Raw genomic sequence first — 24417 nt, forward strand, 5'->3', positions numbered from 1 at the left:
CATTGTCTGAAATATTTGCGTAGTAAACAAAAGAACAGGGTCATATTCTGCGCATCACAAAAAAAATAAAAAGTGCAGAATCCAGGAAGAGAAACGTTTTAAAGTAATCTGGTTTTGAAAAAAAGGGGGTAACAGAGAACGATGTTGGACGCTATATTCGTCACGATGCAGGTCATTCTGGCACTGCTAGCCGTGTACCAATTCACGTTTTCGCTGTTCGGTCTGATTAAGAAAAAGAAAAAGAAACATTATCCGGCGACAAAATCATTCGCTGTACTCGTCGCAGCACACAATGAAGAACAAGTTATTGGTGCTTTGATGGAGAACTTGAAACAACTGGATTACCCGGAAGATCTGTACGATGTGTTTGTCATTTGTGACAACTGTACGGATGGAACAGCTCAAATTGTAAGACAGCATGGTTTGAATGCTTGTGTACGTACCAATGCTGATCTCAGAGGTAAAGGGTATGCCATCGAATGGATGCTTAAATATCTGTGGAAATTGCCACGTCAGTATGACGCAGTTGTCATGTTTGATGCGGATAATCTGGTTGACCGTAACTTCTTGCTTGAGATGAATGACGACTTGTGCAATGGTTCGCGTGTAATTCAAGGATACATTGATACGAAAAATCCGGAGGATTCCTGGATCACTGCAGCTTATGGCGTATCTTACTGGTACATCAACCGTTTGTGGCAGTTGTCCCGTCATAATTTGAATATGGCGAATTTCCTCGGAGGTACTGGAATGTGCTTCGAGACCAACCTGCTGAAAGAAATTGGTTGGGGCGCTACAAGTCTGGTGGAGGATTTGGAATTTACGATGCGCAGTGTTCAGCGTAATGTATATCCTGTCTTTAACTATGATGCCAAAGTATTTGATGAGAAGCCGTTAACCTTTAAAGCTTCAGCAAGACAACGTCTTCGCTGGATGCAAGGTCACTTTACAGTTGCGCGTAGATATTTCTTCCCGCTGCTGTGGCAAAGTATCAAGGAAAGAAGCTTGGTGAAATTTGACCTTGCTGTGTATGGCGCAAACGTGTACGTTGTTTTGCTTACGTTCCTGATGACAGCTGTCCTATGGGTGGATACAGCGATCTTCAGTGGTCCACATATCGCAAACATATACGGGTACTTCCCGCTTTGGGTAGGATTTGTAGCGATTGGTCTGAACATCCTGACATTCTTGTTGTCCATGGCACTGGAAAAGGTTACTTTTGCCAAAGTGTATCTGTACCTGATCTTGTTCCCGATTTACCTTCTTTCATGGTATCCAATTACGTTCTACGCGTTCTTCACGCAGAACAATAAACAATGGAGCCATACCCAACATACACGTGTTGTACGTTTGGATGAGGTGCAGAGCAAGCAGGGTTAATGAATGACTTGGATGAGAGCATTTCTGAAAAAATATTGTAGAGACGTTGACAATGGTTTTGCAAGATGTTATAGTATTCAAGTGCGTTAAATGAATAGCTATGGAATCACAAGTAGAAGTCCGACTTCTCACCTGATCAACAAACATGTTGACTGGTCAACGATCCCAATAATTTATGAAGTGTTTACTCATGAAGAATTGTGTTGATTACAGGGATGTCGGTAGCTTAACCGGCATCCCTTTTATTTTTGTGTAACAGGATATTCAAAATGACCTGGAGGTGGACGGTTATTAGTAAAGATCACATGATTAATGATGAGATTCGGGCGAAGGAAGTACGCCTTGTCGGAGCTGAAGGAGAACAAATTGGGATCACGCCGATTCGGGAAGCACTGCAAATGGCGATTGACCTGAACTTGGACCTGGTCAATGTGGCACCACAGGCTAAACCGCCGGTATGCCGCATCATGGACTATGGCAAATTCCGCTATGAGCAACAAAAGAAAGACAAAGAAGCCCGTAAGAACCAGAAAATTGTTGACATTAAAGAAGTATGGTTCCGTTCCAATATTGAGGAGCATGATTATCAAACGAAGCTTCGTAATGTAGTTAAGTTCTTGAAAGAAGGCGACAAGGTAAAATGTTCCGTTCGTTACCGCGGACGTGAAATTGCGCATGCCGCCATTGGTCAACGGATTTTGGAGCGTGTTAAGGTGGAGGTTGCAGAACTTTGCACCATCGAACGTCAGCCGAAATTGGAAGGCCGCAGTATGATCATGATTCTGGCTCCTAAAGCCTGATAACATTGAAGGAGGAAACACAAAATGCCTAAAATGAAAACACACAGCAGTTTGAAAGGACGCTTCAAAATTACCGGTTCCGGTAAAGTCCTGCGTTACAAAGCTCACAAAAACCACTTGCTTTCCCACAAATCAAAACGTGCTAAGCGCGTTCTGAACGGTAACCCAGTTATGGCTGCCGGGGACGTAAGACGTTTGAAACAAGGTCTGGCTAACTTGAAATAGTAATTCCGTATGGGGGATCGGCTTAGGCCGTACACATACCACGGATACATTTAATATTTATTGGGAGGTTCTTTAATATGGCAAGAGTAAAAGGCGGTTTTGTAGTACGTCGTCGTCATAAAAAGGTTTTGAAACTGGCAAGAGGTTATTTCGGTTCCAAACACCGTATTTTTAAAACAGCTAACGAGCAAGTAATGAAATCCCTGGTATACGCATACCGTGACCGTCGCAACACAAAACGTAACTTCCGCAGACTGTGGATCGTTCGTATCAATGCTGCAGCACGTATGAATGGTTTGTCTTACAACAAACTGATCCATGGATTGAAACTTGCTGGAGTTGACATGAACCGTAAAATGTTGGCTGATCTGGCCGTTAACGACATCAATGCGTTCAACTCTTTGGCTACTGTAGCTAAAGGCAAAATCAACGCTTAAAATTGTTTATGCAAGCCGCCGTACCTATGGCGGCTTTTTTTACGGCTTAAAGATTGATCTACTCCAAGGAGTAGGGGGTTCGCAACGAATATGCTGTAGCCTGTAAGGACACAATGAAAGCATATAACAGTTGAATAACAGGCTGTGATATTACATAAAATACGAACGGTGAAATAATGCAAACCAAAACAGGTCAATTCCACATCTTTCTAGTGAGGACGATATGTTTTTGTTATATAACATCACATCGTTGTAACGTTAGTGTGTTAAATCGTTAAATTATTAAGCGCTTTCAATAAAAAAAGAGCAAAAATAAGTGATATTTGGTGATGAAACATCTGGATTTTACCACGGGTTGAATGTATAATCACCTCTAGTAGGCTAGTCCTAAAATTTTCTCTTCATGTCATAATGTTCGGTTTTTCGACAGGTGACACAATCTTTAAGGGGTAAGAATGCGCTTTTAATGTCGAAGAAACCATACATTCTGCTTAAAAGCCTTATTATCGATCTGTTGATCCGTTCCATTTTGGCCTGGACAGGAATTAGGTATATATCATTAAGGGGGAACAAGAGAAATGAAAAAGATGCTCAGCTTGTCTTTGGTCATGTTGCTGGCAGTATCGGTTATGCTCGCAGGTTGCGGTAGCAAACCGAAAGAGGAAACAAATGCCGGAGGAACTACAGGTGGCGAAAACACTGAAGCTAAATCCGATTTGAAAATCGGTATGGTTACTGACGTAGGTGGAGTTAACGACAAATCGTTTAACCAATCCGCTTGGGAAGCTCTGCAAGCAACTGAAACTGAAACAGGTGTAGCTGTTAAATACCTGCAAAGTAAATCCGATGAAGAGTACATTCCAAACCTGAACGAGTTCGTTAAAGGTGGATATGATCTGACTTGGGGTATCGGTTTCCAATTGGCTGATGCGATCAAGACTGTAGCTGAACAAAATCCTGATTCCAAACTCGCGATCATCGACAGTGTTGTTGATGCTCCTAACGTTAAATCCGTAACATTTGCTGAAGAAGAAGGTTCTTACTTGGTAGGTGTTGTAGCTGGTCTGACAACTAAATCAAACAAAATTGGTTTTGTAGGCGGTATGGAAAGCCCACTGATCAAAAAGTTTGAAGTAGGTTTCAGAGAAGGCGTTAAAGCTGTTAATCCTAATGCTGAGTTCATTTCGAACTACACAGGTGCATTTGATAAGCCTGACCTTGGTAAAGCAGCAGCAGCTACACTTTACAACAAAGGCGTAGATATCATTTTCCACGCTTCCGGTGCTACGGGTAATGGTGTGTTCAATGAAGCAATCGCTCGTAAGAAACAAGGCCAAGACGTTTGGGTTATCGGTGTAGATAAAGACCAATCCCTGGAGTTTGGTGATGATGTAACACTGACTTCCATGATCAAAAAAGTTGACGAAGCTGTTAAGCGCGTAAACCAAGAAATCATTGATGGAACATTCAAAGGCGGAGCTGAGAATCTGACTTTGAAAGAAAATGGTGTAGGTGTCGCTGATACTTCTACGAAAAATGTTTCTGCTGATATCCTTGCAAAAGTGGACGAATACAAAGAAAAAATCATCAACGGCGAAATCAAAGTTCCTACAGAGTAATCTGATTCTGCTGTGAAAATAAATAATCATCGAGGCCGGTCTTGACCGGCCTTATGATTGTCAGAGCAGGAAAATTTGCTCATGTCATCATAACAATTGTACAAGCTACGTAATACGTGCTTGGGCATAAGCCCACGGCAAAAGCAAGAAGACTTTGTATCAACGCTCCGGTAGGAGCTTTTCTTAAGATTATGGAATGCAGAAGTTTCAATGAAACTGAAGGATTCGATAATCCTAAGAAAAAGTACCGCTGAAATGCGGTCATCTTCCTTGAATAAACGTCGTTAGACGTTTTTCTTACGTTTGCGGAACCACACTATATCAGGTATAAGGGTGATTACATGGGTGCAGCAACCCCCGTCGTTGAGTTGAAACAAATCACGAAGCGTTTCCCAGGCATTGTTGCCAACGACGCCATCAGCCTTCAGCTTCGTAAAGGCGAGATCCATGCTCTACTGGGCGAAAACGGCGCTGGTAAATCAACGTTGATGAATATTGTCTTTGGTCTCTATCAGCCGGATGAAGGTTCCATTGAAGTGAATGGCAAGCCTGTCATCATCGACAGCCCTAACAAAGCAATCGATCTTGGCATCGGCATGGTGCATCAGCACTTTAAGCTTGTACAGCCGTTCACGGTAACAGAGAACATTATTTTGGGATCTGAACCAAGGAAAGGTCTCAACATTAATTATAAAAAAGCTGCTGCTGAAGTGCAGCGTCTGTCTGAACAGTATGGACTCAAAGTGAATCCGCATGCCAAAATTCATGACATTTCTGTCGGAATGCAGCAACGTGTTGAGATTGTAAAAACGTTGTATCGTGGTGCAGACATTCTTATTTTTGACGAGCCTACTGCTGTATTAACACCTCAGGAAATCAAAGAACTGATGGTAATCATGAAAAAGTTGGTGGCCGAAGGCAAATCCATTATTCTGATTACACACAAACTGAAAGAAATCATGGAAATCTCAGATACGGTAACGATTATTCGCCGGGGTAAAGTGATTGATTCCGTGATAACATCAGAAACGAATCCGAATGAGTTGGCAGAAAAAATGGTTGGTCGCAATGTCACATTTAAAGTGGACAAAAAGCCGGCTACACCAGGAAACAATGTGCTTGAAGTTAGCAAATTGACCGCCAAAAACAAAGAAGGTATCTCGGTTCTGAACGAACTTAACCTGAATGTACGTGCAGGAGAGATTGTAGGAATCGCAGGTGTCGATGGTAATGGACAGAGCGAACTGATTGAGGCTCTTACCGGACTGCGTAAAGTAGATAGCGGTTCGATTCGTCTCGAGGGTAAAGAACTGTCTAATCATTCTCCGCGCCATATTTCGGAGTCGGGTGTAGCCCATATTCCGGAAGACCGGCACAAACATGGACTTGTCCTTGATTTTTCTGTGAGTGAAAATATCGTCCTGGAATCGTATTATAAAGCTCCTTATACGCGTAAAGGATTCCTTAACTTCGATGCCATTAAGAAGCAAGCGAAACGTCTTGTGGAGGCATTTGATGTGCGTACACCAAGCATTGAAACGAAAGCCCGCTCTTTATCGGGAGGGAACCAACAGAAAGCCATTATCGCACGTGAGGTTGATAAGAACCCAGAACTGCTTATTGCTGCCCAGCCAACTCGTGGTCTGGACGTAGGTGCTATTGAGTTTGTTCAAAAACAATTGATTGCACAACGTGATCAGGGCAAAGCGGTATTGCTGATCTCATTCGAGCTGGATGAAATTATCAACGTATCCGACCGAATTGCTGTCATTTATGAAGGACAGATCGTGGGCGAGGTGCTGCCGGAAGAAACCAATGACAGGGAGCTCGGCTTGATGATGGCGGGCAGCACCCAAAAGAGAGGTACTGTGCATGAGTAACGTATTGAAATGGTTTACCCGTGATTCATTTATATTACCTATTGTAGCCATCATTATGGGTCTGATCCTCGGTGGTATTGTCATGCTGATCGGCGGATACAACCCGATTGAAGCTTACAGCGCATTGTTTACGAAGGTTTTCGGAGACATGTACAACTTTGGTGAAGCAGTCCGGGAAATGACACCGCTCATTATGACAGGACTTGCATTTGCATTTGCGGCACGTGCAGGACTGTTTAATATCGGGGGAGAAGGACAATTTCTCGTCGGTATGACTGCGGCAACTTTTGTAGGTGTGAAGTTTGCAGGTCTGCCAATCTACATTCATGCTCCACTGGCTTTGATTGCTGGTGCAGTATTTGGTGGTCTGTGGGCAGCTATTGCCGGTTACCTGAAAGCAGCGCGTGGGGTTAACGAAGTTATCAGTAGTATCATGCTGAACTGGATTGGTCTGTATCTGGCCAACCTGATCGTGCGCCAATTCCTGCTGTTAAAAGGTGAAAATCGTTCGGTGGATATCAGTGATACCGCATCGATTAGTCTGACATGGCTTTCCGAGCTGATGGGCAACTCTCGTGTCCACATGGGAACATTGATTGCTCTTGTCATGGCTGTACTCTTTTATATTTACATGTGGAAAACCAAACAAGGGTACGAGATTCGTGCCGTAGGATATAACCCGAATGCGGCAGAGTATGCGGGTATGCATGTCAATCGCAATATCGTTAAAGCTATGTTTATCAGTGGTATGCTTGCAGGTCTTGGCGGTGCATTCCAGGTACTTGGTGTGTTCCAATACCAGACCGTTATGTCAGGCTCGCCGGGAACAGGTTTTGACGGCATCGCGGTTGCACTGATTGGTTTGAATCATCCGTTCGGTGTGTTGCTGGGCGCGTTGTTGTTCGGTACGCTCACTTATGGATCTGCGGGAATGAGCTTTGCTGCGGATGTACCGCCCGAGATTATTCGGATTGTTATCGGTTCGATTATCTTCTTCATTGCGGCACAAGGCATCGTGCGCTGGGTACTTAAACCGTTCTATTCCAAGCGCAAGAAAGAGAAGGTGTTGTAGATGGACTTGTTGACAATTGGGCAAATTATCAATACGACGCTTGTCTTTGCCACGGCATTGATTTTTGCATCCCTGGGCGGGATTTTCTCGGAAAAATCCGGTGTGACTAACCTTGGACTTGAAGGTTTCATGGTATTTGGTGCGTTTGCTGCGGGGATTGCTGCGCATTATGCACAAGAAGCTGGCATGGGTGGAACAACGTCTGCATGGATGGGGATTTTGTTCGCAGTTGTGCTGGGCGTAGTGGTTTCACTGATCCACGCGGTTGCCTCCATTACGTTTAAGGCAGACCAAATTATCAGCGGTATCGTTATTAACTTTCTGGCAGCAGGAAGTACACTTTATCTGGTAAAGCTGCTGTTTGAAGGATCAGGCGATTCACCATTGGTGCAAGGATTCAGCAAGTTTGATGTGCCACTGTTAAAAGATATTCCTTTGCTTGGGGAAGCTTTCTTCAAGAATGTGTACCCGACAACTTATCTGGCTGTTTTGTTCGTCTTTCTGACGTATTACATTATGTACAAAACCCCATTCGGTCTTCGTCTTCGCTCGGTTGGTGAACATCCTAGTGCTGCGGATACCGTAGGTGTTAAAGTGCGTCGTTACCGTTATGTTGCGGTTATGATCAGTGGTGCGCTGGCTGCTATTGGTGGAGCTGCAATCACGCTGACTACGACGGGTACATTCTCTCATAATACTGTTTCCGGCCAAGGTTACATTGCGATTGCAGCGATGATCTTTGGTAAGTGGAATCCGATTGGCGCCTTTGGGGCGGCTGTGTTCTTTGGTTTCTCTCAAGCTATCCGGAACTATGTACAGTTGTTCGAATGGTCTCAAAGTATTCCCCAGGAAATTATTTATATGCTGCCATACCTGCTCACCATCATCGTGCTCGTTGCGGCTGTTGGACGCTCTTCTGCTCCGTCCGCACTCGGGGAACCGTATGATCCGGGGAAAAGGTAACAAGAGAAATGATGTTTTGCCACATAATGCTTTACTAGAAAAGGTTCGCCTCGTGCGGACCTTTTTTTTGTTTCATAAAGAAAAATAACAGATAACCAGCTCTCTTAACTGATATAGAGAAAGAAACCCATATTTTCATTTAGGGACAAAGAAACAGGCGAAGCTGGCCCTGGACGAATACACTGTTTTGAACGATCCGAGGAGGAGGGGAAAGTATGAAACAACATGTTACGCGTGATGAAGCGATGAAATTAATAGGCAAAAATATTGTCGCGATCAAAAAAGACGGAACTCGGGTGACGGGAAAACTCTTAAAAGTATCAGGTAATAAATTGGTTTTGAAACGTCCCATTGGCAAAAAAGTACGCACCAAAGCCATTTTGCCATTGGTATTATTTGATTTACTCGCTGTTGCAACGCTGCCTTATGCTTACGGCCCTGGTCCTGGATATGGTTTTGGTCCAGGTGTTGGACCAGGATATGGCCCGGGACCAAAACCAGGCCCTGGATATGGACCAGGTTTTGGTGGTGGATATGGACCAGGCCCTGGATATGGACCCTACGGACCACGGCCACCAGGATTTTTCTAGACCGAGTTATAATGTTTTTTCCAACTCGTAACAGCGGCTTAACATAATGTATCGAATCGTGCTATATCCATTTTTTTGGTAAAATTGCAGGCCTTTTGTATTGCCTTCATCAACCATCACTTTGGATCTTTTGCAACCTCGAGATGCTGCGAAATTTTCTGCTTTGAGCAGCAAGTTCTGACCATATCTCTTTCGCTGTTCTTTTGTGGCAACAGCCATCATATCCACATACAGCAGTTCGCCGTGCATGAGAAAATGAATGAATGCGACAGCTTCGTTGTCAGGATTCGATGAGACAACAAAGGTCATGCCCCTGTTCATTCGCAGGGGTATATCTTTGCGTATTTTATTGATTTCACTTTCACTCATATGAGATAGAGGAACAAGTTGAGAGTCAATCAGCCTCATTATGGCGGCATCATCCAGCTTGGATTTACGTTGCCGAATCACCATCGGAAGCCTCCTTTCAGGACCAGTCGTGCTGCTCGTATATCCTATGCCTGAAGCAAGTTGAAAGGTGACTGAATGAAGCAGTGTGATTGGGGTAACGTTAAAGATGGAGAATGAAGGATTAGGGACGTTCTGAATTTTTATACAAAAGGGGTATTGACTTATCGGTTGGAGGAATCATATAATGTTCCTAACATTTAACGAGAATATTTCATCGGCTATGAAGAGGACGAAGTTTTAAGGGCTCTTTTGCTCAGAGAGTGGCTGGAATTGCTGAAACCACCACCATTACCCCTTATATACGAGCTCACCTCGGAGCTGTTTTCCTGAAAAGCATTGGATGTCACTCCACTCGCGTATTAGGGGAAATCGTATGTCTGCGTTACAGACAACAGGTATGGAGAACGGGTATATCCGTTTGATCTATCGTTTTTTGTACCTGGTAAGGTCCGTTATTGCGAAATTTCGGACAAAGTTGGGTGGTACCACGGAAGCAACAACCTTTCGTCCCTCGCAAGCATAAACTTGTTTGCAGGGATGGAAGGTTTTTTTTGTAACTTTAAATGTCAGAATGATGTAAATTCCGAGAGGAGGATGACTGATGGGAGCTCAAATTCCAGAAGTACGATCGACAGATGAATTACGTGAAAAATGGATGAAGCCGGAGGTCATTAGCGGTTCCGAAATTCTGCTGAGAAGCTTGTTGCTGGAAGGTGTAGAGTGCGTTTTTGGTTACCCGGGCGGCGCAGTGTTGTACATTTACGATGCGATGTATGGTTTCGAGGATTTCAAGCACGTATTAACCCGTCACGAACAAGGCGCCATTCATGCGGCTGACGGATATGCACGGGCGAGTGGAAAAGTGGGTGTCTGTATCGCAACCTCCGGACCTGGAGCAACAAATCTGGTTACGGGTATTGCAACAGCGTATATGGACTCGGTACCACTCGTTGTCATTACCGGGAATGTAATCTCCAGCCTGATCGGCTCAGATGCTTTCCAGGAAGCTGATATTACCGGAATCACGATGCCAATAACCAAACACAGTTATCTGGTAAAAGACGTAAAAGATCTGCCACGTGTCATTCATGAGGCATTCCATATTGCGAATACGGGCCGTAAAGGTCCAGTATTAATCGACATTCCAAAAGATGTATCGGCCAACAAAACGTTGTTTGAACCGATAACTGAACCTGTTACATTGAGAGGGTATAACCCACGGACAGTGCCAAACAAACTTCAGGTTGATCGTCTGGCTCAGGCGATTCAGGAAGCAGAACGTCCGATGATTCTGGCAGGCGGCGGTGTAGTTTACTCCGGTGGACACGAAGCGCTGTTCGAATTTGTGGAGAAGACAGGCATTCCAATCACGACAACACTTCTCGGACTTGGAGCATTCCCAAGTGGCCATGAATTGTGGACCGGGATGCCGGGTATGCACGGAACATACACTTCCAATCAGGCGATTCAAAAATCGGATTTGCTGATCAACATCGGCGCAAGATTCGATGACAGGGTAACAGGCAAGTTGGACGGATTCGCTCCACATGCGAAAATTGTGCACATTGATATTGATCCGGCTGAAATTGGCAAAAACATCGCAACGGACATTCCAATCGTTGGTGATGTGAAAACGGTTCTCGAAATAGCGAACAAAGAGGTTCAACGCGCTGAACGTGCGGATGCTTGGAGAGATCAGATCAAACAGTGGAAACAAGAGAAACCTTACAGCTACACAGATTCAGACGAAGTTTTGAAACCGCAATGGGTTGTGGAAATGCTGAATGATACAACCAAAGGCGAAGCAATCGTGACTACGGACGTTGGACAGCATCAAATGTGGGCTGCTCAGTATTACAAATTCAACCAGCCACGTTCATGGGTAACCTCCGGTGGACTGGGAACGATGGGTTTTGGATTCCCTTCTGCAATTGGTGCTCAAATGGCCAACCCGGACAGACTCGTTATTTCGATCAACGGTGACGGCGGCATGCAGATGTGTTCTCAAGAACTTGCGATCTGTGCCATTAACAACATCCCGGTGAAAATTGTTATTATCAACAATCAGGTCCTTGGAATGGTACGTCAGTGGCAAGAGATCATCTACGAGAACCGTTATAGTCATATCGACTTGGCAGGCAGCCCTGATTTTGTAAAACTTGCTGAAGCTTATGGTGTAAAAGGATTGCGTGCAACCAACAAGGAAGAAGCCGAGCGTGCTTGGCAAGAAGCCCTGGATACACCAGGACCGGTCGTTGTTGAGTTCGTAGTACGCAAGGAAGAAAATGTATATCCAATGGTTCCGCAAGGAGCGACAATCGATCAAATGCTGATGGGGGATGCTGAGGAATGATAAGACATACGATTTCGATATTGGTCAACGATCAGCCTGGCGTCCTGCAGCGGGTATCAGGGTTGTTCGGTCGACGGGGGTTCAACATTGAGAGCATCACGGTAGGTCAATCCGAGGAACCGGGTTTGTCCCGGATGGTCATTGTGACGGTCGGTGATGACAAAACGCTGGAACAGATTGAAAAGCAACTGTACAAAATTATCGATGTCATCAAAGTGGTTGATTTCAGTCTGAAACCGATGGTTGCCCGTGAACTTGCATTGATCAAGGTAAAGGCAGAGCCATCCGAACGTCCAGAAATTCTGGGTGTGGTGGAGACATTCCGCGCATCTGTTGTAGATGTTGGTCCAGGCAGCCTGATTGTACAGGTAGTCGGAGACACAGATAAAATTGATGCGATGATCGAACTGCTTAAGCCATACGGCATTCGCGAACTGTCACGTACAGGCGTAACTGCATTGGTACGAGGCAACGTGTAAACAGTCATATTGAAAAAAAAGCATGGTCTGATGCTTATCAACGGAACGACTAAGGTGCGTTAGCAGCATTAAGCTGAGAAATACCGTTAATCTTAGATGAGGTGCCAGTCCCTTACAAGTTGCAATTTAACATTTTAGTGATGTAACGCTTGACAATATAGCCACACACCCGCATTAACGGGCGGGTGTCTGAATGGATCGGATCAGACCAGAGACGCTAAAGCAGGGAAAAGCGTGCCGGTCCCTTGAGACACCCGCTCATTAATGAAGGGTTCTTTACAATACAAAGGAGGACTTATAAACATGCCAGTAACTACTTATTATGAACAGGATGCAGAGCTTAGCGTATTGAAAGGAAAAACGATTGCGGTCATCGGTTACGGTAGCCAGGGCCATGCCCAAGCTCAAAACCTGCGTGACAGTGGATTGAACGTAGTCATCGGACTTCGTGAAGGTAAATCTTTTGACACTGCAAAAAATGACGGATTCGAAGTTCTGTCCCCGGCTGAAGCAACTAGCCGTGCAGACGTAGTTCAAATTTTGCTGCCTGACGAAACACAAGCTTCTGTATACAAAAACGAAATCGAACCAAACCTGAAAAAAGGTGCTGCATTGCTCTTCTCCCACGGTTTCAACGTTCATTTCGGTCAAATCGTTGCTCCAAAAGACAGCGATGTATTGCTGGTAGCTCCTAAGTCTCCTGGTCACATGGTACGTCGTACCTACGTGGAAGGATTCGGTGTACCAGGCCTGATCGCAATTGAGCAAGATGCTACAGGTAAAGCAAAAGATATCGGTTTGGCTTATGCCAAAGGTATCGGTTGTACGCGTGCAGGGGTTATCGAAACTTCCTTCCGTGAAGAAACAGAAACAGACCTGTTCGGTGAGCAAGCTGTTCTGTGTGGCGGTGTAAGTGCCCTCGTAAAAGCTGGATTCGAAACATTGACAGAAGCAGGTTACGCTCCTGAAATGGCATACTTCGAGTGTCTGCACGAATTGAAATTGATCGTTGACCTGATGTATGAAGGTGGACTTGCAAGCATGCGTGATTCCATCAGTAACACAGCTGAGTACGGTGACTATGTAACTGGACCTCGCGTGGTAACTGAAGATACGAAGAAAGCAATGAAAGAAGTTCTGACAGATATCCAACAAGGTAAATTTGCACGCGACTTCATCCTGGAAAACCAATCCGGCCGTGCGTTCCTGACAGCAACTCGTCGCAACGAAGCTGAACACCCAATCGAAGTGGTTGGCGGACAATTGCGTGAGATGATGCACTGGATCAAGAAGTAAGCATGCCCTTTAAGGTAATCTAGTAAACTTACAGCTTTAACCGGGAATAGCGGCCGTGCATATGCGTGTGCCGCTATTACTGGTTTAGAGGAACACACAATACAAGTCTAGGAGGTGCGAGGCGTGCGTAAAATCTATGTATTTGACACAACGCTGCGTGATGGAGAACAATCCCCGGGGGTCAATCTGAACACTCGTGAAAAGGTGGAAATTGCGCACCAGCTCGAGCGGCTTGGTATTGACCGAATGGAAGCCGGTTTCCCCGCGGCCTCTCCAGGGGATTTGGCGGCAGTTAATGCAGTAGCCAAAGCGGTCAAAAACGTTACGGTCATTGGCTTGTCCCGCTCCAGAGAGCAGGATATTGATGCCGTAAAAGAGGCGTTGAAGGGCGCTCAAGATCCGTGTATCCATATCTTTTTGGCAACTTCACCTATTCACCGTCAGCACAAATTGCGCATGGACAGAGCCCAGGTTCTCGATACAGCTCGTTCCGCCATTCGTTATGCGAAGAAAACTTTTTCGAAGCTCGAATTCTCGTTGGAGGATGCAGGTCGGACCGAGTATGATTTCCTCGTTGAGATGGTGAATATGGCTGTGGAAGAAGGCGCAGCGGTTGTAAATATCCCGGATACGGTGGGCTATCTGAGCCCATACGAGTACGGTAATATTTTCAAGCATCTAAAGGAAAACGTTCACAACATCGATAAAGTGCAGCTGAGTGCACACTGTCATAATGACCTGGGGATGGCAACTGCCAACACGCTTGCAGCGATTCTGAATGGAGCCGATCAAATTGAGGGCACTATTAACGGCATTGGTGAACGTGCAGGTAATACCGCGATTGAAGAGATTGCCATGGCACTGGAGACACGTCAGGAATTTTTCCAGGCAAAAACTTCGCTGCAACTTTCTGAAATTGCTCGCACAAGTCGTCTCGTGAGTCGTTTGACGGGTATGATTGTACCTGGAAATAAAGCGATTGTTGGTGCGAATGCGTTTGCACACGAATCCGGAATTCACCAGGATGGCATGCTGAAGGAGAAAACAACGTACGAAATTATGACGCCAGAGACCATCGGTCTGAAGGAAAGCAAGCTCGTATTGGGTAAACACTCAGGACGTCATGCCTTCCGTGAGCGCTTGATTGAGCTCGGTTATGAACTGGAAGATGAAGCCTTGAACCGTGCTTTTGCCCAATTCAAAGATCTGGCTGATAAGAAAAAAGAAGTGACGGATGAGGATTTGCTGGCAGTCATCGAAGAGAAATTGCAGGATGCACCTGAGGTGTTTAAACTGGAATCCATCTTTGTGACGTATGGTGATGAATCCACTCCAACAGCTAAAGTTCGCATTGCTACACTTGATGGGGATACGTTGGAACAACAAGCAGAAGGAAATGGATCGGTAGATGCGATCTATAATGCGATTGACCAAGTGAGCGGGGAAGAGGTAACGCTATCCGACTACTCGATCAAATCCGTTACGCATGGTAAGGATGCACTGGGTGAGGTACACGTCGTACTTACTCAAAATCAGATTTCTGTACAAGGACGTGGCGTAAGTACCGATATACTGGGTGCCAGTGCACGTGCTTATGTGGATGGATTGAACAAGTTGATTGAGAAACGCAAAACCTATACGGATCGCGTTAATGTGAACCTGTAACACATCATTTGCAGCAAGCAAAGCTCTTCATTGGACTGGAATTCGTCTGGCTGGAGAAGCTGAGGTGGGGTTCCCAGTCCTAAGTATTGTAGTTCAGTGAGGTACATAAAAAGTCTGACCCTCAACATTTGAAGGTCAGACTTTTTTGTTGTTACGTATAGGATAATTGCATTTTATTAGAGTATTTCCATGGAAAAGACGTATTCAGTTAAGCCGATAAGCTTTTACCAAGCATATGCGTTCGGAGCATGTCCTCCCGGTCCAGGGAAGATTTCATCCAGACGTTTGAGGACCGCTTCATCCAAAGTGACATCGAGACATTTGAGAGCCGTTTCAAACTGCTCCAGCGTACGCGGCCCAATAATAGGTGCGGTAACTGCCGGATTAGCGGCCACCCATGCCAAAGCGATGGTGTCCTGCGGTTCGCCGAGTTCGCGGCAGAGTGCTGCGAATTGTTCAAGCTGAGTTTGATGGGACTCAATCCGCTCAGCAATGCCACCACTGCGTGTGCCTTCCAGCTTCTGGAGTGCATTACGTCCGAGTAAGCCACCATCCAACGGGCTCCATGGTATTACGCCAAGGCCCAGTTCTTTCGCTGCGGGCAGGACTTCGAGTTCAGGCAACCGGCAGTTGAGACTGTATTTATGCTGCTCGGATACAAGACCGAGGAAATGGCGATTTTTGGCTTCACTTTGTGCAACGGCAATCTGCCAACCGGCAAAGTTACTTGAACCTACATAACCAATTTTGCCTTGATGAACAGCGTTCTCAAACGCGCCCCAAAGCTCGTCCCATGAGATGGCGGGATCAACATGGTGCATCTGGTACAGTTCAACATGATCGGTTTGCAGGCGGCGGAGGGAACCCTCCAGATGCCGTCTAATTTTGTAGGCGGAGAGACCTGCATCATTGTTTGGACCGTCTGTATCGTCATGCATGGAGCCATAGACTTTGGTAGCAAGAACGACTTTTTCACGTCTGCCTCCGCCCTGTTTAAACCAGCGACCAATGATCTCCTCGGTGAGACCCGAATTTTCGCCCCAACCATAAATGTTAGCGGTATCAAAAAAGTTCACACCGGCATCGAGTGCCGCATCCATGATACGGAATGCCTCTTTTTCGTCTGTAGCAGGACCAAAGTTCATCGTGCCGAGACAGATCCGGCTGACTTTAAGACCTGATTTTCCCAAGTACGTGTATTGCATGATTGCAATCCCTCCTGAGTTACCTGAATTTGTCTTCAGGTTTTATTTTAACTCAGTCAGAGGGGCAGAACAACCAATCTTAAACAGCTTATAGGTAAAAACTATTAAAGTCATAGATTGTATATCTTGGTCAAATGACCTCTGAATATGATACAAAAGAGAGAGTTAAAAATGACACGTTAATCATTGAAGTGAATAACCGAATGAAATGGATATAAGGAGTGGACAACCCATGGCAGACGTGAAAAAAATTGCAGTTATCGCAGGTGACGGAATCGGTCCTGAAGTCGTAGCGGAGGCAGAAAAAGTTCTCAAACGTACGGAGGAAGTGTTCGGATACCGTTTTGAGACAGAGCATGCGCTGTTTGGTGGAATCGCTATTGATGAAAAAGGTACACCACTTCCAGAAGAAACACTGACAGTATGTAAGAGTGCAGATGCTGTGCTGCTCGGTGCCGTTGGTGGTCCAAAATGGGACAACAACAGCAAGGAATTGCGTCCCGAAACAGGCTTGCTCGGCATTCGCAAAGCGCTCGGACTGTTCTCGAACCTGCGTCCGGCAGTGGTGTTTGATTGCTTGAAAGATGCTTCCACCTTGAAACCGGAAGTGTTGGAAGGTACGGATCTGATGGTCGTGCGTGAGTTGACCGGGGGAATCTACTTTGGTGAAAAGTTCAGACGTGAAGGTGCACAAGGCGAAGAAGCAGTGGATACATGCGTATATAATGTAACCGAAGTGGAGCGCATCGTTCGTCAGGCGTTTGTAATTGCCCAAGGACGTAGCAAAAGATTGGCTTCAGTAGATAAAGCCAACGTGCTGGAAACTTCCCGTCTTTGGAGAGAAGTTGTTAACCGTGTAGCACCGGAATATCCGGATGTTGAAGTGGAACATGTACTTGTAGACAACTGTGCAATGCAGCTGCTGCGTCGTCCATCCAGCTTTGACGTTATCGTGACTGAAAATATGTTCGGAGATATCCTTAGTGATGAAGCAGCGATGTTGACAGGTTCAATCGGCATGCTCGCATCTGCATCACTGGGTGAAGGAAGCTTTGGTCTTTATGAGCCAGTACACGGTTCAGCGCCGGATATCGCAGGTCAAGGACTGGCGAATCCGATCGCAACGATCCTTTCGCTGGCATTGATGTTCCGTACAACCTTTGGTTATGCGGAAGGTGCTGATGCAATTGAAGCAGCTGTGTCTGATGTGCTGAATGCAGGACATCGTACAAGCGACATCGCTGTAGACAAGAGCAAAGCGATCAGCACGACAGAAATGGGCGATTTGATCGTCGCAGCCATCCAAAAGCAAGCTTAATAATAGTAACAACCGAACAGCTCTTTGCTCCGATCCGGAATTGCAGAGGGCTGTTCCTTTATAATTTTTGCCACGAAAAATTCTTATTTATAATGATTATAAAAAAACAACGATTATAATCTTGACTTTGAGAAGTCCGGATGATAACATTTTACTTGTACTTGTTATCAAGTCACAAACCCATTTTAATTACAGGAAAAGCGTTCTCGTTTTTCTTGATGATGAGCATTCAACTTGAGTGCTTACATAATCCCAAAGGAGGAATTGTTAGTTATGGCAGAACGTTTGGTTGGTAGACCCGCACCGGATTTTGCAATGGAAACAGTATCGGGAGATGGACAAGACTTTGGTTCCGTAAAACTGTCCGATTATCGTGGCAAATGGCTCGTATTTTTCTTTTATCCTTTGGATTTCACTTTTGTGTGCCCAACTGAAATTACAGCTTTGAGTGATGCTGCTGAGCAATTCAAAGCTTTGGATACTGAAGTTCTTGGCGTGAGCGTTGACTCCGTACACAGCCACAAAGCTTGGATCAACACACCTAAAGACAGCAATGGTCTGGGTCAATTGAACTTCCCGCTTGCTTCCGACATCACAAAACAAGTTGCTAAAGATTATGGCGTTCTGATCGAAGAAGAAGGCGTTGCTCTACGCGGCTTGTTCATCATCGATCCAGAAGGCGAATTGAAATACCAAGTGGTTAACCACAATGATGTAGGCCGTAGTGTTGAAGAAACACTTCGTGTACTGCAAGCTCTGCAATCCGGTGGATTGTGTGCAATGAACTGGAAACCAGGCGACAGCAATCTGTAAGCCTGATTGAACTTGAACGTTTATTGTTCAAGCCCTCATCCCTCAGGGGATTGAGGGCTTTTTGCACCCTTTTGCGAGAATGTAAGTCCTAAAGGAAGAAAAGTGTTTAAACAGGGACATAAACGTGGTAATGATGTAATAGAAGAAAGCCTTCATTTTATCTCTGGAAAGAGGAATCGAAGGGCCTCAAGGCGAATAGGGTATGGAAACCCGGTAAATATTCCGGTGCTCTGCATTTATAATTTGTACATGAATGTGATACACTGATGGAACTATTCCTTTTTCGGAAGTGCTTGAAGTGTACGGGACTGCTTTTATTAAAAAGTCTCGGCACGTTATAAGGAGGGTGAACAAAAATGAGTTACTGTTGTGGGGCAAGTATGGTGGGAACAAAGGGCACGCTGAAGCATTACCGCACCCAGGTTCATAATGTTCCCCTGCTTTTTTGTCCGGTGTGTCACCGGGTAGAAGTGCATTATAAAGTGGAAAATGAATATGAAATTTTGGCTGAATATGCGCATGGAGATGGTGCGTCGGAGATTGATTTTCAAGATTACGTGACGGAAGATGAAGATGCGATTTTTGAAAATTGCGTGAATCGTGAAAGCGAGGATGCTATGGTCATTGTTCAGCGTCAGATCGACATGTCTCTGGATCTACTTCGTCTTGCCAAGGAAATGAAGGATGAGAAGTGGGAAAGCGAACTCAAGCGTCGCTTAGCCGTCATGAGTCAGCGCAGACTTAAAATTCAGCATAACAAGAGTGGACTATAGATTGAATTTAATTATTTAAAATTTAAACTATACAAATGAAGCTTATTCGCTAATCGAGCGAATAAGCTTCGTTTTTGTTGTATACAGAAACTAATTCACGGTTTTTCTTAAAATAATTTCCATTCGACACTTTCTCCGATTGACTCCCTTCTATAAACTTGTCTATGATAAAAACAGACTTGCAAAAGAGGCGGAGCAAAAAATGTTCGTGTTTGGGAATAGGAGAAGCTTAGAATGGAACAAACGTATAATGTTTTCCGGATCGACTCTTGGTTACCCGGAATAGACCAGCCTGGGTTCCGGACATGCCATCCGTATTTTCGGCTCAGCCCCCTAATGAAAGGGCACCGGTAATGAAAAATAAAATCGGCCCTTCCTGTTTCTGTGATGATATGATGTCCGAATGGCAAGTTTATCATTTACGTGAAAAGGAGGAACCTGACATGATTAGTGAATTTCAGGATACAGTGCCTCGACCAACGAATGGATTCCCGCCTGTACATCTGGATAACAACAAGTATGAGAATGTCCTGGAGCATCTGGATAGCGGTATAATGTTGTTTGACAGTAACGGTGTATTGACGTTTATTAACGTTCAGATGGCAAAATTGTTGGAGCTTCCTCGGAGTCTTTTGAGCGGCTGCACCCTGATGCAAATGCTGCATCATCCACAGATGAGCCGATTCAAGAAAAAGAAAATTTTACGCATCTATCGGGAAACTATCTTTCATCGTAAGCGCTATCATGAATTGATTGACGAGTATGGCAGGCATTGGCTGGTTACAGTAACGTACGGGGATCAGATGGATGGGGACTTCCTCTTCAGTGTGAAGGATGTTTCCGATTATAAACAGATTGAGCAGACCGCTTATCAAAATGACAAACTTGCAATGTTGGGGCGGATTTCGGCATCGATTGCCCATGAGATTCGCAATCCTTTGACGGCTATCCGCGGATTTATCCAGTTGCTTCGTCCTCATTTGCTGCAATTGGGGAAAGACGAGTACGCTCGAATCATTCTAACGGAGATTGACAGGGCGAACGACATTATCTACGAATTTCTGAATTCCTCGAAACCGTCAGCTCCTCAGAAGACCATTATGTCTGTTAACTCTTTGCTCAAAGAGGTGGTTTTGCTGACAGAAAGCGAAGGATTAATGAAGGGGTGCGAGATCACCCTGGATGAAGCAGAAGTCCCGTTAAATGTGTCCATTGATGTCAAACAGATTAAGCAGGTCATTTTGAATATGGTTAAAAACGCAATGGATGCCATCGAGGATGTGGGCGAAGAGCATGCTGGCTTGATTCAGATCTCTACGGGAACCGAGGGCAAGTATGTGAAGATCTCCATTGCTGATAATGGACAGGGGATGGATCACAACACCCTTGTGCGCCTGTTTGACCCGTTTTTCACCACCAAGGAGAGCGGAACAGGACTGGGGCTTTCCGTGAGTTACCGGATTATCAAGAATCACGGAGGCAACATCTCTGTGGATAGCAAAAAAGGGGAAGGCACCCGGTTCATCATTATGCTTCCTTTGGTGTAAAGGCAAAGAGTTATGCGAACAGGAATTGGCCAACCCGCCGATTCCTGTTGTTTTTTGTTGGGGCGATTAGGGTTATAGTTAGAATGAATGCGAATACATAGCTCAATTTACGGGAGGAAGAACCAATTATGAATATCCAGGGAATGGAACAAATGAACAAACAGCTAATGGACCATGTAGGGAAGATCATTGTGGGCAAAGACCATACGATTGAGCTTGTGATGACAGCTATCATCGCTTCTGGACATGTCCTGCTGGAGGACGTGCCCGGTACGGGGAAAACCATGTTGGCCAAATCAGTAGCCTCTTCACTGGATTGCACCTTCCAGCGTATTCAGTTCACACCGGATCTGTTGCCATCTGACTTGACGGGAATTCACTTTTTCAATCAAAAAGAAGGTGACTTTGAATTCAGACCAGGCCCTCTGTTTGCCAACCTGGTGCTGGCAGATGAGATTAACCGGGCTACACCGCGTACCCAGTCCAGTTTGCTGGAGTGCATGGAGGAACGGCAGATTAGTATTGATGGTTCGACCAGACAGCTGGAGCGACCGTTTATCGTCATTGCCACACAAAACCCGGTAGACAATCAGGGAACCTTTCCGTTACCCGAGGCACAGATGGATCGTTTCATGATGAAGATCCGAATGGGCTATCCAAGTAGTGAAGAAAGTGTAGAAATTCTGAGACGTACGGTAGCGAGCCGTTCTGTTGCCGATCTGTCCGCTATTATTAGTCGCGAGCAGTTGCTTGAGGCACAGAGCACGTATACTTCGGTCCAAATCGACGAAGATCTGTTACGATATATTATCCGACTGACAGAAGCCACTAGGCAGCATCCCGAGCTTTCACTGGGCGTAAGCCCACGAGGAGCTCAGGCGTTACTCAAGGCAAGTCAGGCCTGGGCTGCTTTGCATGGCAGAGACTACGTTCTCCCTGATGATATTAAAATATTGGCGGAGCCCGTGCTGGCCCATCGGCTTGTATTCCGCAACCGGGTAAGACAACAAGAGGGCTTGGCGGAACGTATTATTCAGGAACTTCTGAGCCAGACTGAAGTGCCGACGGAGAATCTTGCTACAGGCAGTGGGCGATAACATATGGCATTACTATGGCTAGTCATTGTCGGAGGCATGGTTATTGGAGTACACGGCATATGGTTCGGCCGTCCGGCTTTACGGAAGCTCAAATACACCAGACAGTTCAGCAAAATGCGTTGTTACGCCGGGGATGAACTGGAGATGGTTGAGACAATTGCGAATGAAAAACGAATTTCGGTTCCATGGCTCAGACTTGAAGCTATGATGCCAGTTTCATTTGTATTCCGTTCAGGTTCAGGCATGGATATCAGTCAGGGAGATATCTATCAGAATCATAAAAGTATCTTTACGTTGAAACCGTTTACCCGTATTACGCGCAAGCATCCTTTTGTATGCAGCAGACGTGGAATCTACACGTTAAACACCGTAACTATGACCGGAGGGGACTTGTTCGGCCTGTGGCGTACATCGAAGCCTATTCCCGTTCATCTGTCCATGGTCGTATATCCTTCACTTGTTCATGCGGAGGATCTGCCTGAGATTTATCAGGTATGGCAGGGTGAGGTTGAAGTATCCCGTTGGATTGTTGAAGATCCCTTTCTGATTCTCGGGGTACGTCCGTATGGTGCAGGTGATCCGATGAACCGTATTCATTGGAAAGCGAGTGCACGCACAGGAGAACTACAGGTGTACAAGCAGGGATGGACTGCGGACCCTCAATCGTGGATTGTGGTTAACATTCAGGAGTCAGCAGACATGTGGAGTGTCGTTACCCGCCCAGAGATGATCGAACGGGCACTCCGTTATGCAGCAACGGCAGCGGCAGATGCGATTGGAAGAGGGTTACCCGCTGGATTTGCTCATAATGGCTACCGTGTGAGCGGAGGGCGTGATCCATTGCGGATTGAGCCGGATTACGGCAGTCCTCATCTGGAAATGTTATTGGAAGCTATGGCAGAGACGGAGCTGAAATGCATGGTTCCCATGGAGCAGTTCCTGAGTGATGAAGTTGAACGGAATGAAGAAGCTCAGCAGGTCCGCAGTTATCTCTTAATTACGTCCTATGTGTCTCCAGCTATGGAACATGAAATTGCGCGTTTGCATGAGCAAGGCCACCGTGTGACCATACTCCCGGTAGAGAGCGGGAAAAGCGATGCCAAGGCGGTGAGTGCATGAACGAGTCCAAAAGCAGCAGTAATAAGGAAAGAGTATTTTTATCCATGTCGGCCGTTCTGTTGATTGGAGTATATTTCTATCCGCTTTTAACGCTGACTTCCCTCTATGCAACGGGACATTTGCCTTACACCTTAATGGCAGTCTTTGTTATTGCTGGCTGGTTAGGTCAGTGGGTACAGCACAGGTTACCAGCCCTCAGCGAAAAAAACACATTTATTCGATGGGGAGCAGCGCTGCTTATGGGGCTGTTGGTCTCATTGGTGATCGCACTGCTATGGGCGTTTCCTTTACCTGATTTGCTGACGGCAATGGTATGGGGGGTTATTTCAGCCTATATTGGGATAAATTTTCAACCTGTCTTCCGTTCGATTTTGATTTGGCGCTTGCAGATTTGGGGGGTAGTTAGTGCAATTGTGCTTAGTGGGGCGGCAAATGGAGTTGAATTCATGGAACCTCTTCGGGCTTACACCGGAACCATATATGCAGCGGGAGTAATCAGTTTTGTTGGCTGGTTAGTAGGACAATACAGTGTGCAACTGGATCGTGCGATATTAAATGACGGCTCAAAACGAATCGTGTTACGTGAGTTTGCCCGTGCGAATCACCAGCGTCTGTTATGGATGCTGATTGTGATCGCAGGAATTGGCGCTTTTCCCAGTCTTGTTGCCTGGTTAGGACCATTGCGTGACCGTCTGCTTGCATGGATCAGAAGTCTAATAGGCTCGAGCTCCAATCAGGAGCCGCCTATTACGCCTACTGCTCCAAATGAACCGCCAATGATACCTGAAGGGATGGAACCGGCAGGGGAGCCCTCTATTTTCTGGGATATCTTAGGCTGGGTCGTCATGGGGGCTGTCGCAGTTGTGATCTTGTGGCTTATCCTGCGTTTGGGGCAGAAGGCGATAAACAAACTTATGGAGCGTTTCAAAGGGCTGCTGCAGCCCGGTCAGAAGAAGGTAGAACCCCGGACGGAGTATGTGGACATTAGCGAAACGTTAGAGGCGCCTGCCAAAACGCGCAAATCCTGGTTCCGCAAGAAGGAGTCGCTGCCCTCACAGGAAACTGAACGTGTTCGATATTATTATCGGAAGTGGATTGACAGAGCTGCACACCGAGGCGTGGATATACAGGGTGCACATACGCCACTGGAGGCTGCGGAGACCATTGTTCAGCATGGAGCCAGAGAAGACGATCAGAAGCTCTCTGCAATGCTGCCCGATACTTATAACGCTGTGCGTTATGGAAAGAAAGCTCCAGACCATTCCGAGATGAGTGAGATTGATCGGATATGGAAATCTTATCGAAGTAAATAAGTCGGGAATCCCTTTACTTTTCT

Annotated in this window: 23 protein-coding genes; 21 read left to right on the top strand and 2 right to left on the bottom strand. The window is 45.7% G+C overall.

Features of this window, described 5'->3' with window-relative positions; all coding sequences use genetic code 11:
• The first annotated feature begins 141 nt into the window (after positions 1–141).
• The 9 genes from BMY78_RS04585 (at position 142) to BMY78_RS04625 (ending at position 8966) form a co-directional block, all read left to right on the top strand.
• Entirely contained in the window at positions 142–1380 is a 1239-nt protein-coding gene (locus tag BMY78_RS04585) for a glycosyltransferase family 2 protein (RefSeq protein WP_024628308.1), read from the top strand.
• 305 nt (positions 1381–1685) lie between these two features.
• Positions 1686–2180 (top strand): translation initiation factor IF-3, encoded by a 495-nt coding sequence (infC, locus tag BMY78_RS04590; RefSeq protein WP_024628309.1) that lies wholly within the window; start codon positions 1686–1688, stop codon positions 2178–2180.
• Positions 2181–2204: 24 nt separating this feature from the next.
• Positions 2205–2405, top strand: coding sequence for a 50S ribosomal protein L35 (gene rpmI / locus BMY78_RS04595; protein WP_062320217.1), 201 nt, complete (start codon positions 2205–2207; stop codon positions 2403–2405).
• A gap of 77 nt (positions 2406–2482) precedes the next feature.
• The gene (gene rplT, locus BMY78_RS04600) at positions 2483–2842 is read left to right on the top strand and encodes a 50S ribosomal protein L20 (protein ID WP_017689664.1); all 360 of its coding nucleotides are present in this window, start codon (positions 2483–2485) and stop codon (positions 2840–2842) included.
• Positions 2843–3420: 578 nt separating this feature from the next.
• A complete protein-coding gene (locus BMY78_RS04605; RefSeq protein WP_090895113.1) occupies positions 3421–4461 on the top strand; it encodes a BMP family lipoprotein in 1041 nt (346 codons plus the stop codon).
• A 341-nt stretch (positions 4462–4802) separates the two neighbouring features.
• Complete coding sequence (locus BMY78_RS04610; RefSeq protein WP_064639494.1) at positions 4803–6341, top strand: ABC transporter ATP-binding protein; 1539 nt, start codon at positions 4803–4805, stop codon at positions 6339–6341.
• Positions 6334–7413 (top strand): ABC transporter permease, encoded by a 1080-nt coding sequence (locus BMY78_RS04615; RefSeq protein WP_090895115.1) that lies wholly within the window; start codon positions 6334–6336, stop codon positions 7411–7413. The genes BMY78_RS04610 and BMY78_RS04615 overlap by 8 nt, the downstream gene beginning before the upstream one ends.
• The gene (locus tag BMY78_RS04620; protein WP_076289934.1) at positions 7414–8376 is read left to right on the top strand and encodes an ABC transporter permease; all 963 of its coding nucleotides are present in this window, start codon (positions 7414–7416) and stop codon (positions 8374–8376) included.
• Positions 8377–8591: 215 nt separating this feature from the next.
• Positions 8592–8966 carry a hypothetical protein gene (locus BMY78_RS04625; RefSeq protein WP_090895116.1) on the top strand — a complete coding sequence of 125 codons (375 nt, stop codon included), beginning with the start codon at positions 8592–8594 and terminating at the stop codon, positions 8964–8966.
• A 6-nt stretch (positions 8967–8972) separates the two neighbouring features.
• Here the strand turns inward: BMY78_RS04625 and BMY78_RS04630 are convergent, their stop codons facing one another.
• On the bottom strand, positions 8973–9416 hold the full coding sequence (locus BMY78_RS04630; RefSeq protein WP_090902036.1) for a GNAT family N-acetyltransferase: 444 nt from the start codon (positions 9414–9416) through the stop codon (positions 8973–8975).
• 373 nt (positions 9417–9789) lie between these two features.
• On the opposite strand from BMY78_RS04630, the gene BMY78_RS32745 reads away from it, so the two are divergent.
• From BMY78_RS32745 to BMY78_RS04650, 5 genes are all read left to right on the top strand, one after another.
• Positions 9790–9939, top strand: coding sequence for a hypothetical protein (locus BMY78_RS32745; protein WP_163759509.1), 150 nt, complete (start codon positions 9790–9792; stop codon positions 9937–9939).
• A 78-nt stretch (positions 9940–10017) separates the two neighbouring features.
• Positions 10018–11769, top strand: a complete 1752-nt coding sequence (gene ilvB / locus BMY78_RS04635) for a biosynthetic-type acetolactate synthase large subunit (protein ID WP_090895118.1) — start codon at positions 10018–10020, stop codon at positions 11767–11769.
• On the top strand, positions 11766–12248 hold the full coding sequence (ilvN, locus tag BMY78_RS04640) for an acetolactate synthase small subunit (RefSeq protein ID WP_090895120.1): 483 nt from the start codon (positions 11766–11768) through the stop codon (positions 12246–12248). Before ilvB ends, ilvN begins: the two co-directional genes overlap by 4 nt.
• Before the next feature lie 303 nt (positions 12249–12551).
• Positions 12552–13544 (top strand): ketol-acid reductoisomerase, encoded by a 993-nt coding sequence (gene ilvC, locus BMY78_RS04645; RefSeq protein ID WP_024628318.1) that lies wholly within the window; start codon positions 12552–12554, stop codon positions 13542–13544.
• A gap of 123 nt (positions 13545–13667) precedes the next feature.
• On the top strand, positions 13668–15209 hold the full coding sequence (locus BMY78_RS04650) for a 2-isopropylmalate synthase (RefSeq protein ID WP_090895122.1): 1542 nt from the start codon (positions 13668–13670) through the stop codon (positions 15207–15209).
• A 224-nt stretch (positions 15210–15433) separates the two neighbouring features.
• Here the strand turns inward: BMY78_RS04650 and BMY78_RS04655 are convergent, their stop codons facing one another.
• Positions 15434–16414, bottom strand: a complete 981-nt coding sequence (locus BMY78_RS04655) for an aldo/keto reductase (RefSeq protein ID WP_076289930.1) — start codon at positions 16412–16414, stop codon at positions 15434–15436.
• A gap of 232 nt (positions 16415–16646) precedes the next feature.
• Here BMY78_RS04655 and leuB point away from each other — a divergent pair, with 232 nt between their 5' ends.
• The 7 genes from leuB to BMY78_RS04690 all read left to right on the top strand — a co-directional run bounded on the left by leuB (position 16647) and on the right by BMY78_RS04690 (position 24394).
• On the top strand, positions 16647–17732 hold the full coding sequence (leuB, locus tag BMY78_RS04660) for a 3-isopropylmalate dehydrogenase (RefSeq protein ID WP_024628321.1): 1086 nt from the start codon (positions 16647–16649) through the stop codon (positions 17730–17732).
• 273 nt (positions 17733–18005) lie between these two features.
• Entirely contained in the window at positions 18006–18545 is a 540-nt protein-coding gene (locus BMY78_RS04665; protein ID WP_090895124.1) for a peroxiredoxin, read from the top strand.
• Positions 18546–18901: 356 nt separating this feature from the next.
• Complete coding sequence (locus BMY78_RS04670) at positions 18902–19318, top strand: hypothetical protein (RefSeq protein ID WP_024628323.1); 417 nt, start codon at positions 18902–18904, stop codon at positions 19316–19318.
• Between the two features lie 443 nt (positions 19319–19761).
• Positions 19762–20865: an ATP-binding protein gene (locus BMY78_RS04675; RefSeq protein WP_090895126.1), complete on the top strand. Its 1104-nt coding sequence runs from the start codon at positions 19762–19764 to the stop codon at positions 20863–20865.
• Positions 20866–20993: 128 nt separating this feature from the next.
• The gene (locus tag BMY78_RS04680; RefSeq protein ID WP_090895128.1) at positions 20994–21962 is read left to right on the top strand and encodes an AAA family ATPase; all 969 of its coding nucleotides are present in this window, start codon (positions 20994–20996) and stop codon (positions 21960–21962) included.
• Positions 21963–21965: 3 nt separating this feature from the next.
• A complete protein-coding gene (locus BMY78_RS04685) occupies positions 21966–23081 on the top strand; it encodes a DUF58 domain-containing protein (RefSeq protein WP_090895131.1) in 1116 nt (371 codons plus the stop codon).
• The gene (locus BMY78_RS04690) at positions 23078–24394 is read left to right on the top strand and encodes a hypothetical protein (protein ID WP_090895133.1); all 1317 of its coding nucleotides are present in this window, start codon (positions 23078–23080) and stop codon (positions 24392–24394) included. The genes BMY78_RS04685 and BMY78_RS04690 overlap by 4 nt, the downstream gene beginning before the upstream one ends.
• The last annotated feature ends 23 nt before the right edge of the window (positions 24395–24417 follow it).

The sequence above is a fragment of the Paenibacillus sp. OK076 genome, from assembly GCF_900110055.1.
Lineage (GTDB): Bacteria > Bacillota > Bacilli > Paenibacillales > Paenibacillaceae > Paenibacillus.

What these genes read in the sequence shown, in the direction of transcription:
- infC (WP_024628309.1), top strand. Translation starts at nt 1,686, where the DNA reads ATGATTAATGATGAGATTCGGGCGAAGGAAGTACGCCTTGTCGGAGCT.
- BMY78_RS04585 (WP_024628308.1), top strand. Translation starts at nt 142, where the DNA reads ATGTTGGACGCTATATTCGTCACGATGCAGGTCATTCTGGCACTGCTA.
- BMY78_RS04665 (WP_090895124.1), top strand. Translation starts at nt 18,006, where the DNA reads ATGGCAGAACGTTTGGTTGGTAGACCCGCACCGGATTTTGCAATGGAA.
- BMY78_RS04625 (WP_090895116.1), top strand. Translation starts at nt 8,592, where the DNA reads ATGAAACAACATGTTACGCGTGATGAAGCGATGAAATTAATAGGCAAA.
- BMY78_RS32745 (WP_163759509.1), top strand. Translation starts at nt 9,790, where the DNA reads ATGTCTGCGTTACAGACAACAGGTATGGAGAACGGGTATATCCGTTTG.
- BMY78_RS04655 (WP_076289930.1), bottom strand. Translation starts at nt 16,414, where the DNA reads ATGCAATACACGTACTTGGGAAAATCAGGTCTTAAAGTCAGCCGGATC.
- BMY78_RS04670 (WP_024628323.1), top strand. Translation starts at nt 18,902, where the DNA reads ATGAGTTACTGTTGTGGGGCAAGTATGGTGGGAACAAAGGGCACGCTG.
- BMY78_RS04620 (WP_076289934.1), top strand. Translation starts at nt 7,414, where the DNA reads ATGGACTTGTTGACAATTGGGCAAATTATCAATACGACGCTTGTCTTT.
- rplT (WP_017689664.1), top strand. Translation starts at nt 2,483, where the DNA reads ATGGCAAGAGTAAAAGGCGGTTTTGTAGTACGTCGTCGTCATAAAAAG.
- ilvN (WP_090895120.1), top strand. Translation starts at nt 11,766, where the DNA reads ATGATAAGACATACGATTTCGATATTGGTCAACGATCAGCCTGGCGTC.
- leuB (WP_024628321.1), top strand. Translation starts at nt 16,647, where the DNA reads ATGGCAGACGTGAAAAAAATTGCAGTTATCGCAGGTGACGGAATCGGT.
- BMY78_RS04680 (WP_090895128.1), top strand. Translation starts at nt 20,994, where the DNA reads ATGAATATCCAGGGAATGGAACAAATGAACAAACAGCTAATGGACCAT.
- BMY78_RS04690 (WP_090895133.1), top strand. Translation starts at nt 23,078, where the DNA reads ATGAACGAGTCCAAAAGCAGCAGTAATAAGGAAAGAGTATTTTTATCC.
- ilvC (WP_024628318.1), top strand. Translation starts at nt 12,552, where the DNA reads ATGCCAGTAACTACTTATTATGAACAGGATGCAGAGCTTAGCGTATTG.
- rpmI (WP_062320217.1), top strand. Translation starts at nt 2,205, where the DNA reads ATGCCTAAAATGAAAACACACAGCAGTTTGAAAGGACGCTTCAAAATT.
- BMY78_RS04615 (WP_090895115.1), top strand. Translation starts at nt 6,334, where the DNA reads ATGAGTAACGTATTGAAATGGTTTACCCGTGATTCATTTATATTACCT.
- BMY78_RS04605 (WP_090895113.1), top strand. Translation starts at nt 3,421, where the DNA reads ATGAAAAAGATGCTCAGCTTGTCTTTGGTCATGTTGCTGGCAGTATCG.
- BMY78_RS04675 (WP_090895126.1), top strand. Translation starts at nt 19,762, where the DNA reads ATGATTAGTGAATTTCAGGATACAGTGCCTCGACCAACGAATGGATTC.
- ilvB (WP_090895118.1), top strand. Translation starts at nt 10,018, where the DNA reads ATGGGAGCTCAAATTCCAGAAGTACGATCGACAGATGAATTACGTGAA.
- BMY78_RS04610 (WP_064639494.1), top strand. Translation starts at nt 4,803, where the DNA reads ATGGGTGCAGCAACCCCCGTCGTTGAGTTGAAACAAATCACGAAGCGT.
- BMY78_RS04685 (WP_090895131.1), top strand. Translation starts at nt 21,966, where the DNA reads ATGGCATTACTATGGCTAGTCATTGTCGGAGGCATGGTTATTGGAGTA.